Annotated in this window: 13 protein-coding genes; 3 read left to right on the forward strand and 10 right to left on the reverse strand. The window is 64.1% G+C overall.

The genetic code is table 11. The annotated features are described in order from the left end of the window. Positions 1–19 precede the first annotated feature (19 nt). Complete coding sequence (locus tag E5K00_RS21325; protein ID WP_135465337.1) at positions 20–937, forward strand: SMP-30/gluconolactonase/LRE family protein; 918 nt, start codon at positions 20–22, stop codon at positions 935–937. Positions 938–1,071: 134 nt separating this feature from the next. On the opposite strand, the gene E5K00_RS21330 is transcribed toward E5K00_RS21325, so the two are convergent. Next, entirely contained in the window at positions 1,072–1,440 is a 369-nt protein-coding gene (locus tag E5K00_RS21330) for a Tn3 family transposase (RefSeq protein ID WP_135465338.1), read from the reverse strand. Here E5K00_RS21330 and E5K00_RS21335 point away from each other — a divergent pair. Further along, positions 1,402–1,884 (forward strand): DDE-type integrase/transposase/recombinase, encoded by a 483-nt coding sequence (locus E5K00_RS21335; protein ID WP_135465339.1) that lies wholly within the window; start codon positions 1,402–1,404, stop codon positions 1,882–1,884. The two genes, E5K00_RS21330 and E5K00_RS21335, sit on opposite strands and share 39 nt — an antisense overlap. Positions 1,885–1,941: 57 nt before the next feature. On the opposite strand, the gene E5K00_RS21340 is transcribed toward E5K00_RS21335, so the two are convergent. The 3 genes from E5K00_RS21340 to E5K00_RS21355 form a co-directional block, all read right to left on the reverse strand. Next, positions 1,942–5,115 carry a T9SS type A sorting domain-containing protein gene (locus E5K00_RS21340; protein ID WP_135465340.1) on the reverse strand — a complete coding sequence of 1,058 codons (3,174 nt, stop codon included), beginning with the start codon at positions 5,113–5,115 and terminating at the stop codon, positions 1,942–1,944. A 913-nt stretch (positions 5,116–6,028) separates the two neighbouring features. Further along, entirely contained in the window at positions 6,029–6,820 is a 792-nt protein-coding gene (locus E5K00_RS21350) for a LytR/AlgR family response regulator transcription factor (protein ID WP_135465342.1), read from the reverse strand. Continuing rightward, entirely contained in the window at positions 6,817–7,860 is a 1,044-nt protein-coding gene (locus E5K00_RS21355) for a sensor histidine kinase (RefSeq protein WP_245328387.1), read from the reverse strand. The genes E5K00_RS21350 and E5K00_RS21355 overlap by 4 nt, the downstream gene beginning before the upstream one ends. A gap of 618 nt (positions 7,861–8,478) precedes the next feature. On the opposite strand from E5K00_RS21355, the gene E5K00_RS21360 reads away from it, so the two are divergent. Then, complete coding sequence (locus E5K00_RS21360; protein WP_135465344.1) at positions 8,479–9,099, forward strand: helix-turn-helix transcriptional regulator; 621 nt, start codon at positions 8,479–8,481, stop codon at positions 9,097–9,099. A 243-nt stretch (positions 9,100–9,342) separates the two neighbouring features. Here E5K00_RS21360 and E5K00_RS21365 read toward each other — a convergent pair whose 3' ends face one another. From E5K00_RS21365 to E5K00_RS21390, 6 genes are all read right to left on the reverse strand, one after another. After that, positions 9,343–9,750 (reverse strand): carboxypeptidase regulatory-like domain-containing protein, encoded by a 408-nt coding sequence (locus E5K00_RS21365; RefSeq protein WP_135465345.1) that lies wholly within the window; start codon positions 9,748–9,750, stop codon positions 9,343–9,345. A 275-nt stretch (positions 9,751–10,025) separates the two neighbouring features. Beyond that, the gene (locus E5K00_RS21370; RefSeq protein ID WP_167856990.1) at positions 10,026–10,739 is read right to left on the reverse strand and encodes a head GIN domain-containing protein; all 714 of its coding nucleotides are present in this window, start codon (positions 10,737–10,739) and stop codon (positions 10,026–10,028) included. Between the two features lie 201 nt (positions 10,740–10,940). Then, positions 10,941–11,357 carry a hypothetical protein gene (locus E5K00_RS21375; protein ID WP_135465347.1) on the reverse strand — a complete coding sequence of 139 codons (417 nt, stop codon included), beginning with the start codon at positions 11,355–11,357 and terminating at the stop codon, positions 10,941–10,943. Positions 11,358–11,468: 111 nt separating this feature from the next. After that, positions 11,469–12,065: a helix-turn-helix domain-containing protein gene (locus E5K00_RS21380; protein WP_135465348.1), complete on the reverse strand. Its 597-nt coding sequence runs from the start codon at positions 12,063–12,065 to the stop codon at positions 11,469–11,471. A 242-nt stretch (positions 12,066–12,307) separates the two neighbouring features. After that, the gene (locus E5K00_RS21385) at positions 12,308–13,795 is read right to left on the reverse strand and encodes a restriction endonuclease subunit S (RefSeq protein ID WP_135465349.1); all 1,488 of its coding nucleotides are present in this window, start codon (positions 13,793–13,795) and stop codon (positions 12,308–12,310) included. Further along, complete coding sequence (locus E5K00_RS21390; protein WP_135465350.1) at positions 13,792–15,213, reverse strand: class I SAM-dependent DNA methyltransferase; 1,422 nt, start codon at positions 15,211–15,213, stop codon at positions 13,792–13,794. The genes E5K00_RS21385 and E5K00_RS21390 overlap by 4 nt, the downstream gene beginning before the upstream one ends. Positions 15,214–15,243 lie beyond the last annotated feature (30 nt).

A 15,243-nucleotide genomic window follows, 5' to 3' on the forward strand; every position in this document is an offset into this window, starting at 1 on the left:
GTTGCCACTTATTCCTTTCATGAAAAACCCTTTGCTTTTCGGCCTGAGCCTGTTCGCTGGGCTGGTTGCTACCCGGCCGCTGCCGGCCGCGGCCCAGCAGGCCCCTTCCCTGATTGCCAAACAGGCCCAGCCCCGGCTGGTCGCCAAGCAGTTTACCTTCACCGAAGGCCCGGCCGTGGACAAGGCCGGCAACGTGTTCTTCACCGACCAGCCCAACAACAAAATCTGGAAGTACGCCACCGACGGCAAGCTCACGGTATTTCTGGACAAGGCCGGCCGGGCCAATGGGCTGTACTTCGATAAGATGGGCCGCCTGCTGGCCTGCGCCGACGAAAACAACCAGCTCTGGGCCATCGGGCCCGACGGCAAGCACACCGTGGTGCTCGACAACGCGCAGGGCCACCGCCTCAACGGCCCCAACGACCTGTGGATCAGCCCCTCGACCCAGGGCATCTACTTCACCGACCCCTACTACCAGCGCCCCTACTGGACGCGCCAGGCCCCGGACCCGGCCCTGGGCGGCCAGAAAGTGTATTTCCTGGCCCGGGGCAGCAAAGAGCCGGTGGTAGTCGATGCCCAGCTGGAGCAGCCCAACGGCATCATCGGCACTCCCGACGGCCGCCAGCTGTACGTGGCCGACATCAAGGCCAACAAAACCTACCGCTACCAGATTGCCGCCGACGGCACGCTCACCAACCGCCAGCTGTTCGTGGAGCAGGGCTCCGACGGCATGACCATCGACAGCCAGGGCAACGTGTACCTCACCGGCAAGGGCGTTACCATCTACTCCCCGGCCGGCAAGCAGCTGGAGCACATTGCCATTCCGCAGGACTGGACCGGCAACGTCTGCTTTGGCGGCAAAGACCGCAAAACGCTGTTTATCACCGCTTCGGAAGCCGTGTACACGCTACCGATGCAGGTAGCCGGCGTGCAGTAAATACGGCGGCTACAGCCTGCCAGCCTGAACAAGCCCCGGCCGCGGTAGTGGCCGGGGCTTGCTGCTATAGGGAGTTCTTTTTCCAACGGACGGATTTACACGCTCTAAGGAGTTTTACCGGCCCAGAAGGGGTCCTACGGCTGGCGTAAAGAGCGGCGGTGCTGCGGGTCCACCTGCGCCGGATTCGCGAAGGAATACTTGCCTAGCCGGTTGATGTGCTCGTAGCGGCTGGGCAAGAGGTACTCAAAATGGGTTTCGTCCACCGGATACCCCTGCGCTTGCAGCGGCCACACGGCCTCCTGCATATAGACCGTATTCCAGAGCAGCACGCAGTTGGTGAGTAGCGTCAGGCAGCGGGCGGCCTCGGACTGCTCTTCCTGCTGTTTGCGCCAGATGACGCCCTCGCTGCCAAACCAGAGCCGGGCCCGCAGGGCGTGCAATTCCTGGCCTTTATTGAGTTGGGCATGAATGCGCCGCCGCAGCTCGTCCCGGTCCCGGCGCATATAGTCTGGGTTGAGGATGCCGGTAAACTTGAGGTCTGGATACGGCCGGTCCGCGCCGCCTGCTCCCGCAAGGTCGTGGGGTGGGACGTACGCGAAACCATGCCGGAAGACCTGGTCAGTGAAGCCCTGCGCCGGGCCCTGGTGGCGCGCCAGCCGCCGCCGGGCCCGATCGGGCACTCCGACCAAGGCAGCCAGTACACGGCCACGCGTTTCCGGGACCTGCTGGCCGACCACGGCTCGACGCAGCGCATGAGCCGACGCGGCAACTGCTACGACAACGCGCAGGCCGAGTCCTTCTGGAGCCGGCTCAAGACCGAGTTGCTCGACGGCGGCCGCTTTCCCGGCTTGGAAGAGGCGCGCCTCGATCGGAGCCATTGCATTGCCTACAACAACAAGGAGCGCCGACATTCCGCACTCGTGTACCGCTCACCCAACCACTCCTAAACCCATCTGCCATCCACGTCCGAAAAGTGTCCGGCACAGCTGGACCACCTCAGACAATTATTGCTTCAGCAGGCGAAGCGTCAGGAGCTGCTGTTGGCCCTGCACCGTGAGGTAATACACGCCGGGCAGGGTCTGCAGGGGTAGCGTCAGGGGGGCGTCGGTGTTGGCCGTGCGGCGAAGCACGGTGCGGCCCTGCACGTCGCGCAGCGTCAGTTCGTACAGACCGGCTGGCAGCGTCATCAGGTTCACCGTGACGGCCGAGGTGGCCGGGTTGGGGCTGAGCAGCACCTTGGCGGCCGGTGCGTTGAGGCGCACCGTCTGCACGGCCGAGTACGTGGCAGTGCCGTCCACATCAACCTGCCGCAGGCGATAATACAGCAAAGGTGCGGCAGGCGGCGTATCGAGGAAGCGGTAGGTGTAGCCCTGGCTGGTGGTGCCATGCCCGGCCACCTGGCCAATCTGCCGGAAGTTGCGGCCGTCGGTGGCACGCTCCAGCTCAAACCGGTCGTTGCGCAGCTCGGAGGCGGTGGCCCAGCGCAGCTGCACCTGTTGCCCCTGGGCCGTGGCCGTAAACTGCGTCAGCTGCACGGGCAATACCCGGAAGCTGCTGATCTGGTTTACGCCGCACTCCGAGGTGCCGTAGCCAGCCAGGTACGCGGTGGCGGTAATCACTTCGCCGGGCTGGATGTTGCGGGCCACCGTGGCCAAGGTAGCATCAAAAGTGCCATCGGCTGCGGCCGTGATGGTGCCCACGTAGTACTGGGCCTCCCCGTGGGCCACCGACTGGCCGTCGCCGGCTACTACGGGGCCGTTCTGGTTGGTATCGGTGTTGTTGGCACTGTAGATTTCCACGGTGGCCCCGCCAAACTGCGTCTGGCCGGCGGCCGAGCCCACGTAGCCCTGCACCCGCAGGCGGTTGTTGCTGTCCTTGGAAATGTTGGTAATCACCGGGTAATCAATGCCGCCGTTGGCCTGGCGGTAGGGCGGAATTTGGGAGGTGGGGGTGCCGGCCACGTCCAGCAGCCCGTCGTTGCCCGTTACCCCATCGCCCTGGCCGTAGTTGACGTCGCCTCCCACGCGGCCGTTGGGGCCGGTGAAATCAATGGACAGCAGGCCGGCCGCCCCGGCAATGGTGCCGTCCCCGTTCAGGAAGATGGAATTCTGGCTGATCTGCACGTTGCGCTGCCCGTAGTTGAGCACAATGCCCGACGACTGATTGCGGGTAATCAGGTTGCGGGTAATCAGGTCGGTGTTGGTGCTGTTGACGGTACCGTTGCGGGCCAGGTAGTGAATGCCCGAGCCCTCCAGGCGCGTGCTGGTGCCGCCCGTGCCGTTGCCGCTGATGGTGTTGTTGCGGATGATGTTGTTGCTGAGCCGGCCGATTTCCAGCTGAATACCGCTGCTGTTGCTGAGGCTGATCAGGTTGCCCTCAATGAGGAGCGGCCCCACGGCGGAGCCGTTGTCGCCAATGGAAATGGCGTCCCCCCCGGCCGATACCTGCCCGTTCTGCACAAACTCGTTGTTGCGGATAATGGTAGCAGTGGTAGTGCGCGCGCCCAGATACCTCAGGCCTGAAATGCCGGCGTAGCCAATCAGGTTGTTCTGCACGGTGGCCGTAGGCGCGTTCAAGGTCAGCCCCATGCCCGAGGTGCGGGCCGTGGCGGGCAGTGCCACGGCCGTAGGTGTGATACCCAGCGCGTTGCCTTCCAGCAGAAGGCCGTTGCCGCTTGCCTGCACGCCCGTGGCAGCCCCGTGCACCGACAGGCCGCGCAGGGTGCTGGAGTCGGCGGCAATGGTTAAGGCGGACCCCGCCGTCAGGGTCACGGCCAGTTCCACCTCGGGGCCGCTTACCTGGCTCAGGGGCAGGTCATCAGTGCCCACGGTGCCGCCCGTGCCGAGTAGTACGGTGTTGGTGTTGCCCACCAGCGAGGTTTGCGTGGTGCCGTCGAGCACGGTGCCGGCTCCCGTGATGGTAGGCAGCACCGAGGCCGGTGAGTACTGTGCTACGCGCTGGCCGGCAGAGCCCGTGAGCTGATCGGTAAGGCTAGCCCGCAGACCGGGGTGCGCCTGGCCGTCGGGAATCATGAACAGAGAGGTTTCGCGGCGGCGGGCACGGCCCTGCTGCCGGAGGGTAGTGTTATCCAGGGCGTTGGCGTTCAGGATAAACTGCCGCAAGGAGCCCTGGCCCGCATCGTTGACGTTGGTGATGACGTCGAAGTTGAAACCGAAATCCACTCCCGTCACGGGGGTAGTGCCCGTCACCGTTACCGGCGCCAAGCTGTGCGGCGTCAGGGCCGCTAGATTAGCCCCCACGGTAAACGAGGCCGTCGTGTAGGTGATGTAGGAGCCCTGGGGCGGCGTTACGCTGGCCACCTGCGTCCCGTTCACCAGCACCTGTACCGACTGGTTGTTGGTGGTGCGCTGGATTGCTTGAAACCGAATGGTATACGTACCCGGAGCCAGCGTCAGGGTCTGTTGCGGAGCCCCTTGATTCTGCATGAAGGCGACCTGGTCGCCGCCTCCGGCCGGAGCCGTGGAGTTGAAGGCGCTGCCATTGGCGGCAATACCCGAAGCTCCGGTGAACTCCCATTGGGCACCGGTAGCATTATAAGCCAGGGAACCGCTGGCATTGCCCAGATCGGGGGTTTCAAAACTGTTGTTGAGCACCGCCCCGTTTACCACCGCTCCGCCGCTATTGAGCACTTCCACCTGGTCGATGAAGGCCGTATTGTCGCCGCTGCTGCTCAGGCCCTGAAACCGTAGCGTCACGCCGCCGCTGGCTGCATTGGCCGGTCCGTCGGCCTGGGCCGGATTTTCACCTCCCACGCGGTTAACGTCCGCCGCGCCGTTCCGCACCACGAACGTCTGCACCGGCACCAGCCCTGCCACGCTCCCTGTACGCGTGGAGCGCACCGTGCTGCTGACCACCCGTACCTGATACGTGCCGGCGGCCAGACCGGTAAAGGAGTATTGCCCCAGGCTGCCGGCGGCCGTGCTGGTGGTGGTAGCGGCCATGAAGTTGCCAGACGCATCATAAAGTTCCACCGTGGCGGCCGTAGCCAACGGCACAGCCGAACCCGCCAGGGCGGCATTGGCCGCAGTCAGGCTGCGGCCGGCTCCCCCGCCGTAGTTGAGGTCCTCAAACAGGGTGCCGCTAATGGATTGAGCCCTACACAAGGCAGGCGCGGCCAGCAGTCCGGCCACGAGAAACAGTCGTAAATGTGCAGTCATAGTACCTGGAATAGAAAAGGCCAGCAGTGGTGGGCAGGCTGCCTCGTCCTGAAAAAAGTTGACCGTTTGGCGGTAGTCTGCCGCTGGCTTGACCACTTTGGCGGTAGTTCTAAAGTCAGCTCATTCGAAGCTCACCTAAGCGCAGGGCGTGTAGTAGTTTTTGCATCTTCTCTCCAGCGGCCCCCAACTGGCGTGGGCTTGTTGCAGGTGCTGCTCCGCCTCCCACCCCGGGCAGACCGGTTGCGGGCTCAGACACTCCTGCCTGAGAATGCCGCTTACACGCTCGGCAATAGCGTTTTCCAGCGGATCGGAGTTCTCCGTCCTGATGATCCGGATCTGAAAGGCAGCCAGCGTGTTCAGGTATCCCTGGCGGCAGTACTGATTGCCCCGGTTACTGTGGTGAATCAACCGGCTCCCCGCCCGTTTACTGATCTGCCGCAGGGCCATTTCCAACGCACGGCGCGCGTGCACCGTGGCCAGGGTGTCGGCGACGGCAAAGCCGGGAAGATCGTCAGGGCCTTTTGACGGCGCTTTCCGATCAGCAGGCTATCGGCTGCCGACAGCGAAAACCGGGCATCCCGTCCCAGCTTGATGCCTTACTCCCGCAAGTCCGTTAATCGTAGGCCGGCCGCAGGTAAGTTTCCCCCACCACCTGGCGCATTTCCAGCTCGCGGGCCTGCTTACCAAACAGAAATACGTGTTCCATCTGACGGAGAAGGATGGTCAACCTATTTCAGGACAAGACATAAAAGAGGCAGGAAAAGCAGCGGATTTTCATGGCAACGGGAGTGTAGGTGAGCGAATCACACAAAGTTGCCGGGCCGCTGCCGCCCCTAATGATAAAAGGAGGTGAGTGCCGGAAAAGCCGGGTTGGGGCGGGCGTTTGCGCGGTTGAGCGCCCACCCCGCGGGGCTCATTTGCCCAGCCATTCCTTGAAGGGCGTCACCCGGTCGCCGCTCACGAACACCTCCTGGCGGGGTGGCGGCAGCAGCTCGAGCTGGAGCTTGCCCCCCGGAAAAGCGTGAATGGTACCGATGGCCTCCCGCGCCACGAGGAAACTCCGGCTGACCCGAAAAAACCGGTCCGGGTCGAGCAGTTCGGTCAGCTTGTCGAGGCTGTACTCCACGTCCACGCGAGGGCCCTGGCGGGGCATAAGCCAGGTGGCTTTGTCGGCGAAGAAAAAGTACGCCACGTCGGCGGTTTCGATGCTGCGCAGCTTCGTGCCGCTGCTTACCATAAAGCGCGGCTTGTAGGCGGGGGCCGGGGGGGGCGCTGCCGGCAGTTGCCCCAGCCGCCGCAGCAGGGCCGTCAGGTCGGGGGCCAGCGCGGCGTGCCGCGCCCGGAACTTGGCCAGAGCCGCGGCCAGCTCGTCGGGGTCCACGGGCTTGAGTAGGTAGTCGACGCTGTTGGTTTTGAAGGCTTGCAGAGCGTAGGCGTCGTAGGCCGTGGTGAAGATGATGGGCAGCGTGAGCCGCGCCCGCTCGATGAGTTGAAATCCGGTGCCGTCTTCCAGATGAATATCGAGCAGCAGTAAGTCGGGGTGACCGGACTGGCCGGGGCCCTGCCCGGGTGCGGCAAACCAGGCCAGGCCCTCCGCCACCGAGGGCAGCTGAGCCAGCACCCGGATGGCGGGGTCGCACTGCCGGAGCAGGCCGGCCAGCCGCTCGGCGCTGCGCGGTTCGTCTTCGAGGATGAGCACGTTCATGGCAGCGGCAGCAAGGGTAAGTCAACGATAAAATAACCGTCCGTTTCCGTCACCCGCACGGACTGGTCGGTGAGCAGCCGGTAGCGGCCCATAATGTTTTGCAGCCCCACGCCCGTGGAGGCTTCCGGCACCAGCCGCCGTTGCACGGGGTTGGCCACCCGCAGGCAGTCGCCGGCCAGCGCGATGGTCACGCGCAGGGGCTCAGCGGCGGAGAGGCGGTTGTGCTTGACTGCGTTTTCGAGCAGCAGCTGGAGCGTGAGCGGGGCAATGGCGTAGCCGTTGCGGGCGGCCTCGGGCACATCAAGGTCCACGAACAGCTTGCCCTCAAAGCGCAAGGTGAGCAGAAACGTGTAGGCCGCCAGAAAGTCGAGCTCCGTGCGCAGGAGCACCCGCGCCTGGTCGTGCTGCTCCAGCAGGTAGCGGTAGGTGGTGGCCAGCCGGGCGACGAACTGCCCCGCCAGCCGGGCGTCGGTGTCCACCAGAGCGGCCAGAATGCTGAGGCTGTTGAACAGAAAATGCGGGTTCACCTGGTTGCGCAGGGCCTCAAGCTGGGCCTGCACGGTGGCCAGCTCCAGGCGTTCAGCATGCCGGCCCAGCTGCTGAATGAGCCGGGCCGAGCGCCGGTTGGCTGTCAGGTAGAAGGCCGCGAGCAGGGCCAGCACGGTCAGGCCGTTGTTCATGCGCCGCCGCTGGCGGTTGTCGTCGGCCGGCTCATCGGGAGCGGGCCCGCGGGTGGGCAGCTCGTGTTCGAGCCCTTGCTGCATCCGGGCGTGGATGCGCCCGAACAACTCGTTGACCGGTATGGCTAGGCCCACCGCCAACAGCAGGGTCAGCACCAGCGGGGGCAGCCGCCGCCGCAGGCTAGCCGCCGTCCCCCCCAGCCGGTCCTGCAGCCCGTCCATCAATAGTACCCAGCCCAGCAGCAGACCAAAGATGAGCAGCCCCTCCACCAGGAAAAAAGGCAGCTTGCGCAGCAGCACCGCGCCGCTCCACACGGGTACGTTCTGGTAGAGCCGGATGGGCCAGTAAATCAGCAGCACGCCAAGCGCCAGCCGGGTATGCGGCCATAAGTAAAAGCGCAGGGGCGAATCAGCAACACGAGATAAGAGCTTTCTCATCGACAGCGCCCGGCGGCAAGAGTAATAGGCAGCGACAAAGATGCGAGTCCGTGGCTACCCGGCCAACAAAATGGTGCTGGCCGCCGGAAAAGGTCGTTTGGAAGGGCTATTTACTTAGTCAAACAGCCCAACTGAACGCCTGCCGTGCCGACATAATGACAACCCGCCACCACAAGAGAGCTAGTAGAAAATTTGCCCCGCTTACCCGGGTAAACTATTCCCAGGACCTCTCAAAAGCAGAGGAACTGTCGTGCCAAATCCAAATGCGACTTCCGGACCAAACTTTCAACCATGGCCATTTATAAGCCTAGCGTGTAAATCCGCCCCGTTGGAAGAAGCCCCCTGTAGGGGCGCAGCCGGAGCGTATCGGTTCCATTTATACTAAGAAGTAGGTATTGCCCGGGCCGGATATCCTGCTGACTTTAGCGGGGTCGGGCGCGTTGCGGCCGGCGCCCGCCGTTCTGCCCGCCGAGTACCGCTGCTCTACCTATTGCCTCACCGATTATTTCTCCGTTACGTGATTAGCAGCATTCTTCTCCTATGTCATCGACCTGCGGGACCATCCTTATTGCGGCGCCGGCCACGTTGCACCGGCAAGGGCTGCTGGCTACCGTGCGCGAGGCCTGCCCGGACCTGAGCATCTGCCTGGTGCCGGATGCGGCCCTGCTCCTGGCGCTGCTCCGGCGGCACGCCTACGCCCTGCTGATTCTGGACGCGGCCCTCACGCCCGGGCCCGTCTGGTATCTGCTGGAGCAGCTGTACCTTACCCGGTGGCGGCAGCCCGTGTTGTGCTTCACGGATGCCGCCACCCCCGTCGACGTGCCGGTCCTCACGCCCACGGCCCCGCGGGCCCTGCTGGCCCGCTACGCGTCGCCGGCCGAAGTGGGCCGTACCCTGCGCCTGCTCACCAGTCCGGGGCCGGGCAGTGGGCGACTGGTGGCCCGCCGCCGACCCGGCCCGGCCACGCCCTTCAGCCGGCGGGAGCTGGAAGTACTGCGCCTGGTGGTGGCCGACCACTGCAACCAGGAAATCGCCGACCAGCTCTGCCTGAGCGTGCGCACCGTGGAAAGCCACCGTCGCGCCCTGCTCCAGAAGGCCGGCGCCCGCACCCTGCTGGGCCTGGCCGTGCAAGCCGTGCGCGAAGGATGGGTGTTGAGCTAGCGCGGAAAGGCCGGAAAAACCACCTAGCCCGCTGAACGTCATGTCGAGCACAGCGAGACATCTCGCGTGCTGACGTTGTTGGGGCCAGAGCTATATAAAACAGAACGTCATGTCGAGCCTTAGCGAGACATCTCGCGTGCAATGGTAATTTGATTACTACTGCACGCGAGATGTCTCGCTAAGGCTCGACATGACGTTCTGGTAGCGGGCGGCGTACACCCGCGCCGCCGCCCTGGCGGGCGGCTAATACTTAATCTTGCCCGTCGAGGTGGTTTTCTTGATGCGGCCGTCGCGCTTGAAGCGGGTGCCGGGCAGTAGCTTCAGGGCGACCGTCGGGGGCTGGCAGCCGCTGAGCACCAGCTTCTGGGTTTCGTAGCCGGCCGCGCTGATTTGCAGCTGGGCCGTCTGGGAAATAGGCTTGCGGCTGCTGACGATGTACCGGCCCTCCGAATTGGTGCTGAACGCGTCCTGAATGCCCAGCACCACCACCGTGGCCCCGGTCAGGGGCTGTTGGTTTTCGTCCGTCACCAGGCCGCTGACCGTGGGGCACTCCAGGGGCTGGTCGGGGGCAGCGGCGGCCTGCTGGGCCAGCACGAAGCCAGGGGTCAGAAAAAAGCTGAAGCCAGCCAGAAGCGTACGGGTGCGGGACATAAGCGCGAAAAAAGAGCCGGGAAAGGAAAGCTTAACAGCCTGAAAAATATATAGTTTTTACGGGAAGCCGCTACCACTAGCCGACCCCGCGCCAGAAACCCTGGCTTTGTCGGCGCAACACCCCACTACCCCGCTTTAGTTCGGTGGCTCCGGCCCGGCTTTCTTCCCGGAAGCTGCCACTCCTCTACCCGCCCCGGCCGGACCCGACGCAAAGAGGCCCGGCCACCGCAGCGGCCGGGCCTCCCCGTGAGTTCGGTGGGGCACCGCCAGCCGCCTTAGCGGGCCGGCTTGGTGCTGCTGCCCCCGCTGGCGTGGGAGCTGACCACCCGGGCCCCGCCCTTGTAGCGCACGCCGCTGCCGCCGCTGGCGCTGGATTTCAGCTCGCCCTCGACCATAACTTCCGCATCGGAGCCGCCGCTGGCGCTTACCTCGGCGGTGGTGCTTTGCAGGGCGAAGGCATGGTAGTCGGAGCCGCCGCTGACGGCTACTTTCTGGCGCTCCACCCGGCCCGAGACGGTGATGTCGGAGCCGCCGCTGGCTTGGCTGGTCAGGGCTTTGGCCGTCAGGGCCAGGCGAATGTCGCCGCCCCCGCTGGCGGAGAGGCGCAGGTTATCGGCGGTAAAGGCCGTTTCGCCGCGGGCGTCGGAGCCCCCGCTCACCGAGAGGGCCGTCAGGGTGGGGCAGGTAACGTACACGCTGACCTTGCCGGGGCTTTTGCCGGGCAGCAGCTTTTTCCAGGAGTAGTTCTGCTCCCAGCCCACCACGAGCGTGCCGTTCCTGATGGTCGTCAGCAGGTGGGGCTGCACCTCGCTGGCGGCCTCCACCACCACGGCCGCCGTGGGGCCCTGGGTCAGAAAAACATCGATGCCGCCCCCGGCCTGCACGGCCTGGAAGGCCTCCACCGGGCGGGTTTGCTTGGTCTGGGCATAGCTGGCCGAAGCCGTCAGCAAAGCGGCTCCGCAGAGCAGGGTGCGAAATGCGTGTTTCATAGGAGTAGAAGCTTGGGGTTCAGAGCGGATAGATGCGCGCGGGGCGGCGGGCGTTGCCTGGGCTTCCCGCAATTTGTGCCCGGCGGAGGGCCGGGGTAGCCCGGCAGGCCGGTAGCACAGCCATAGCCCCATGCAACACACAACCGCCCGCCCCGGACAATTCCGGGGCGGGCGGTTGGCGGCTCCTGCTACGGCAGCGGGCTAGGCGGAAAGCGTAGCCCGACGGGCCTGTACGTCGGCTATAAATGCGTTGACCTCCGCGACGCGGACGGCGGTTTCGCCCTGCTCCAGCTCGCGGGTGAGCTGGGCAACGGGGCCTTGGGCCTCCTTGCGGCTCTCCAGCTCGTCGCGGCGGTCGGTTTTGCGGCGCAGCTCTTTCTGGGTTGCGGTGCGCTCGTCGCCGGCGTCCAGCGTGGCCAGGTAGGGCGTCAGGAACGCAATGCGCGCGTTGAGGCCCTTGAGCTCGGCCAGCAGCTCGGCCGTTTCGGCGGTGACGTTGGTGAGCTGATAGCTGGCGTCGCCTCCCTGCTTGGTCAGCACCCGCAGCCGCTCGGCGGCCAGGGCGAGGGCCGCGTCGCAGTCGGCCCAGGTCAGCAATAATTCAACGGAGTACTTCATACTGATAAAAGAAATTAAAGGTGGAAATAGAACTGGTATAGGCGAAATATAACGGCCTCGTACTCACGCGCCAAGGCTTTCCCATAATGGTATAGATATTCCCAAATATTCTCATTCTGGGACCGAATCGGGGGCGGGCAGGCGCTTTTCCAGCTCCCCGGCTTCGTACTCCAGGGCCGCCAGCCGCACCTCCAGCAGGGCTACCTCGGCGGCCGTGGGCGGGGCGGGCGCCACGGCAGTATTCGTTTCCAGGTGGGTCAGCCAGCGGCGGTTGTGCGCGGGGTCGGCGGCGGGGTCGGGCGGGATGGGCGAGGCCGGGTCGTGGGGGGTTAGCAGCACCTGCCGCAGCCGGGCCAGGGCCTGCTGCCGGGCGGCGTGGGCCTGGGTGCGGCGGCGCATTTCTTCCAGCTCGTAGCGGGCCCCGGCGGCCAAGTGGCGGCAGCGGCGCAGGCGCTGTTGCAGGGGCCCGGCTTCGGGCGGCTCCGGGGCCGGGGCTTCGGGCGCGGGGGCGGCTTCCTGGGGCAGCCAGCGCCGCAGCTGAAACAGACGCTCCTGCACGGCCTCGGAAAACACGCTCCGGCCGGCTTCCACGTTGCTCACCTGGGCCGGCGTAACGCCCAGAAACCGCCCCAGCTCGGCCTGGGTAAGACAGAAGTGCGCCCGGACCCGGGCCGAAACCGTGTTGGAGAGCAGTGGGAGCTGGGGCATGGCGCGCGTGGATTGTAGCGGCAGAAAAAATTATCTGAGACTACAATGTACGCTGTAGCGTCGAATAATTTTTTCCGGCGCTACAATGACCATTGTAACACCGAATATTTTTTCCGGTGACTACAATGGGCAAGCAGGCGGCGTAGGGGCTGAAGGCGGTGAAAAAGAAGACCGTCAGGCCGAGCTGCTTCGAAGCAGCTCTGCCTGACGGTCTGTTTGCCGGCGGCGGTATGGCAGCCCGGCTAGGCCTCGGGCTGGCCGAACAGGTCGCCGAACTCCCTGTAGTCGCCGCGCTGGAACACCGGCTTGGCGGGGCGGCCCCGGCGGCGGGGCGGGGCGGCTTCGGCCAGCTCGGGCTCGGACTCGGACACTTCCTCGGCCTCGGCGCCGGCCGGGGGGGCCAGGGCCTCGCGCAGGGCCGTTTGCAGGAGCTGCTCGGCCAGGCGGCGGCTCTCCCGGATGCGCTGCTCCAGGGCGTCGCAGTGCTGCATGAGCTGCTCCAGCTTGGCCACGATGCGGTGCTGCTCGGCCAGGGGGGGCAGGGGGATGAGCGTCTGCTTTAATTGAGCGGTGTTTATTCTTAAACGAGTCATGCCACGCATGATTCGCAGATAACCATCCGAGATAAAGCCTGTGCCCAATAAATATGTCAAGAATTGATTGTCTACAACAGCAGGATTATTTCTAATACAAAAACAGTCTGCCTTGGCAATAGCCGTTTCTGCTAAATGGGGAATAAGTACTGCTTTTACCCCGTCAGCAATGAACGAACCGACAATTATGTCACCTGCATAGATAGTATGCTGCTTGAGGCCCTCATACTTTTCCAAACTGATGTAAGTCGTTTTATCATGCTTGAATTTACCGTAATCAAGATTCTCAAGTCTGATTACTCTCACGCCCGAAGTAGTATAATCCGCTGTTTTTAGATGAGAACCGAAAGGACCATCAAAGACACTTTTAACGACTTCCTTTAACTCGCACCACACCCAACTCTCGGGAATCTCAAACGGGCCTTCTACCGCCGGAGCTTCTTCCCCAAACAACGGCCCGGCCTTGCCCTTGCCGGCTTTGCCCAGCTTGGCCTTCTCGGCTTGCAGCTGCTGGAGCAACAAAGCGGCGGGTTCGTCGGTGGGGTCTTGGGGGAGCAGCTGGCCCTGCATGGCCTCGCGGAGCAGGGCCTGGCGGAGTTGGGTGAGGTGGGTGAGCTGCTGGTCGGTTTCGGTTAGCACAGAGGCTACGGCCGCATTGGTTTGCTTGAGCTGCGCCATTAGCTCGCGCTGCTGGCCTACTTCGGGCAGGCTGATTTCATAGTTGAAGAACTTATCGGCCTGCAACCGGACGCGGTTGGTGGTACCGTCGCTGGCGAGTCGGCACAGGTCGTCGAAGAAGGTGGTAGAGGTCAGGTGCAGAAACAGCTCCTTGTCTACCTGCGCTTCGTCTACTTCAAAATACCAGAAGTCATTGGTCACAACGGCTCCATCCAGCTCTTCGGGCACAATACCGAAAGCACCATGCCGGGCATCAATACCCGACAGAATGAAGTGGCCGGGGGCCACGCGGTACATCCGCTTCGAGCCGATATCCTTGCCCCGCTTGGTAGCCCGTAGCGCCACGCCCTTGTGGTGCATCCGGATGGTGACGAGGTTGTAGTCCTGGTCGTCCTCAATATCAACCGGCACCCGGACGCGGTGCAGGAAGTCGCCTATTCTGATGTTGCGCCAGTTCATACCAACTCCCCTTTCAACGCGTTCAACAATCCTTCGCTCTTGGCGAAGCTCTGGGCCAGCAGCTCGATCAACTCGGCGCTGGTGTACTCGTGGGTTTCCTCGGTCTGGTGGGGGTTCTTGATGTCGAGGTCGTAGCCCCGGTCGATAATGGTTTGGATGGGTACGCGCCAGGCTACGTCACTTTCCTGGCGGTTGTGCCACCACGCCTCCAGGGGCTGGAACTCCTCGCGGCGGATGGTCTTGGTTTTGGAGTAGCTTTTCTGGCCTTCGGGCAGGCGGTGCTGGTAGTACCACACCTCCTTGGTGGGAGTGCCCTTGGTGAAGAACAGCAGGTTGGTGGCTACCGTGGCGTAGGGCTGAAACACGGAGTTGGGCAGGCGCACGATGGTATGCAGGTTGCAGTCTTCGAGCAGCTTCTGACGCACGCGCTGCTTCACGCCCTCGCCCGTGAGCGAGCCGTCGGGCAGCACCATACCGGCCCGGCCGCCATCCTTGAGCAGGTGCATGATGAGGACCAGGAACAAATCGGCCGATTCCTTGGTGCGGAAGGTGGCGGGGAAGTTGGTTTCGTTGCCGTTGGCTACCACGCCGCCGAAGGGCGGGTTGGCCAGCACCACGTCTACGCGGTCTTTCTGGGAGTAGGCGCTCAGGGGCTGGTCGAGCACGTCGCGGAAGGTGATGTTGGGCACGGCCACGTCGTGCAGAATCAGGTTGGTGGTCGCCAGCAGAAACGGCAGGGGCTTGTATTCCCAGCCCTTCACCTTTTGCAGCTCCTGCTGGTCGGCCACGGCCTTGGTCTGGGCCTTGAGGTGCTCCACGGTGCTGGTAAGGAAGCCGCCGGTGCCGCAGGCGGGGTCCAGGATGGTTTCGCCCAGCTTGGGGGCCAGCGTATCGGTGATGAACTGCGTGACGGCCCGGGGCGTGTAGAACTCGCCGCTCTTGCCCGCGCTTTGCAGGCCCTTGAGGATGCTCTCGTAGATGTCGCCGAAGGCGTGGCGGTCTTTGGCGCGGTTGAAGTCGATTTCGTTGAGCTTGTTGAGCACCTTGCGCAGGTTGGTGCCGCTCTTCATGTAGTTGTTGTTGCCCTCGAACACCTCGCGCACGATCAGGGCGCGGCGGTTGCCGGAGGTGAAGCTCAGGTTGCGCAGGGTCGGGAACAGCTCCCGGTCGATGAAGGCCAGCAGCTCGTCGCCGGTGATGCCCTCGTCGTTGGCGGCCCAGGCGTCCCAGCGGTAGGCCGCCGGTATGGGCGACTGGTAGCTGTCGTCGGCCATTTCCAGGTCCTTGTCCTTGTCGGAGAAGATTTTGAAGAACAGCATCCAGGCGAATTGCTCGATGCGCTGGGCATCACCGTTGAGGCCGGTATCGGTCCACATGATTTTCTCAATGGACTTGTAGAGGGACGAGAGGTTGGACATGGGGTGACCCCACCCCCCGGCCCCCTCCCC

This window comes from Hymenobacter aquaticus, assembly GCF_004765605.1.
Taxonomy (GTDB): domain Bacteria; phylum Bacteroidota; class Bacteroidia; order Cytophagales; family Hymenobacteraceae; genus Hymenobacter; species Hymenobacter aquaticus.

What these genes read in the sequence shown, in the direction of transcription:
- E5K00_RS21325 (WP_135465337.1), top strand. Translation starts at nt 20, where the DNA reads ATGAAAAACCCTTTGCTTTTCGGCCTGAGCCTGTTCGCTGGGCTGGTT.
- E5K00_RS21335 (WP_135465339.1), top strand. Translation starts at nt 1,402, where the DNA reads ATGAATGCGCCGCCGCAGCTCGTCCCGGTCCCGGCGCATATAGTCTGG.
- E5K00_RS21330 (WP_135465338.1), bottom strand. Translation starts at nt 1,440, where the DNA reads ATGCGCCGGGACCGGGACGAGCTGCGGCGGCGCATTCATGCCCAACTC.
- E5K00_RS21340 (WP_135465340.1), bottom strand. Translation starts at nt 5,115, where the DNA reads ATGACTGCACATTTACGACTGTTTCTCGTGGCCGGACTGCTGGCCGCG.
- E5K00_RS21350 (WP_135465342.1), bottom strand. Translation starts at nt 6,820, where the DNA reads ATGAACGTGCTCATCCTCGAAGACGAACCGCGCAGCGCCGAGCGGCTG.
- E5K00_RS21360 (WP_135465344.1), top strand. Translation starts at nt 8,479, where the DNA reads ATGTCATCGACCTGCGGGACCATCCTTATTGCGGCGCCGGCCACGTTG.
- E5K00_RS21365 (WP_135465345.1), bottom strand. Translation starts at nt 9,750, where the DNA reads ATGTCCCGCACCCGTACGCTTCTGGCTGGCTTCAGCTTTTTTCTGACC.
- E5K00_RS21370 (WP_167856990.1), bottom strand. Translation starts at nt 10,739, where the DNA reads ATGAAACACGCATTTCGCACCCTGCTCTGCGGAGCCGCTTTGCTGACG.
- E5K00_RS21375 (WP_135465347.1), bottom strand. Translation starts at nt 11,357, where the DNA reads ATGAAGTACTCCGTTGAATTATTGCTGACCTGGGCCGACTGCGACGCG.
- E5K00_RS21380 (WP_135465348.1), bottom strand. Translation starts at nt 12,065, where the DNA reads ATGCCCCAGCTCCCACTGCTCTCCAACACGGTTTCGGCCCGGGTCCGG.
- E5K00_RS21385 (WP_135465349.1), bottom strand. Translation starts at nt 13,795, where the DNA reads ATGAACTGGCGCAACATCAGAATAGGCGACTTCCTGCACCGCGTCCGG.
- E5K00_RS21390 (WP_135465350.1), bottom strand. Translation starts at nt 15,213, where the DNA reads ATGTCCAACCTCTCGTCCCTCTACAAGTCCATTGAGAAAATCATGTGG.